This window comes from Pseudarthrobacter sp. CC12 (assembly GCF_039907755.1).
GTDB classification, from domain to species: domain Bacteria; phylum Actinomycetota; class Actinomycetes; order Actinomycetales; family Micrococcaceae; genus Arthrobacter; species Arthrobacter niigatensis.
The window spans coordinates 1-1,233 of the sequence record NZ_JARDJH010000085.1; the positions used below are offsets into that span (position 1 = coordinate 1).

Annotated in this window: 1 pseudogene; it reads right to left on the reverse strand. The window is 65.5% G+C overall.

What is annotated here, in order from left to right:
* A pseudogene (locus tag PV772_RS22935) lies at window positions 1-1,232 on the reverse strand (pyruvate dehydrogenase (acetyl-transferring), homodimeric type); the annotation flags it as partial.
* Window position 1,233: the final 1 nt, after the last annotated feature.

Genomic DNA, 1,233 nt, shown 5'->3' on the forward strand with positions numbered 1-1,233 from the left:
CCGAGGCCGTAGCCCTTGACGGTGTGGGCGAGGATGACGGTGGGTTTGCCCTTGAATTCGGTGGCGGCTTTGTAGGCGGCGTAGACCTTGCGGTAGTCGTGGCCGCCGCGTTTGAGGTTCCAGATCTGGTCGTCGGTGAGGTCCGCGACGAGGTCCTTGGTCTGCGGGGTCTTGCCGAAGAAGTGTTCGCGGACGAACCCGCCGGACTCGGCCTTGTAGGTCTGGTAGTCCCCGTCGACGGTTTCGTTCATGATCTTCACGAGCGAGCCGTCGGTGTCGCGGGTGAGCAGGTCGTCCCATTCCCGGCCCCAGACGACCTTGATCACGTTCCAGCCCGCGCCGCGGAAGAACGCTTCGAGTTCCTGCATGATCTTGCCGTTGCCGCGGACCGGGCCGTCGAGGCGCTGGAGGTTGCAGTTGATCACGAAGTTCAGGTTGTCCAGGTTCTCGTTCGCTGCGAGCTGGAGCAGGCCGCGGGACTCGGGCTCGTCCATTTCACCGTCGCCCAGGAACGCCCAGACCTGCTGGTCCGAGGTGTCCTTCAGGCCCCGGTTGTGCAGGTAGCGGTTGTTCTGTGCCTGGTAGATCGCGTTCATCGGCCCGATGCCCATGGACACGGTGGGGAATTCCCAGAAGTGCGGCATCAGGCGCGGGTGCGGGTAGGAGGAGAGGGCGTGGCCCTCGCGGGACTTTTCCTGCCGGAACCCGTCCAGGTCCTCCTCGGAGAGGCGGCCTTCCATGAACGCCCGGGCGTACATGCCGGGGGAAGCGTGGCCCTGGAAGAAGACCTGGTCCCCGCCGCCGGGGTGGTCCTTGCCGCGGAAGAAGTGGTTGAACCCGACCTCGTACAGGGTCGCGGCCCCGGCGTAGGTGGAGATGTGCCCGCCGACCCCGATATCGGGCCGCTGCGCCCGGTGCACCATGACCGCGGCGTTCCACCGCATGTACGCCCGGTAGCGGCGCTCGAACTCCTCGTTGCCCGGGAACGCCGCTTCCTGGTCCACCGGGATGGTGTTCACGTAATCGGTGGTGGTCACCATCGGCACCCCCACGCTCTGCGCGCCCGCGCGCTGCAGCAGGCTCCGCATGATGTATTGGGCACGCTCGGTACCCTGTTCCCTGATCAACGCGTCCAGGGACTCAACCCACTCGGCAGTCTCTTCCGGATCACGATCAGGCAGCTGGTTAGTCAACCCGCTGAGGATATGGGAGGTATCTTCTCCTGCAGCCACG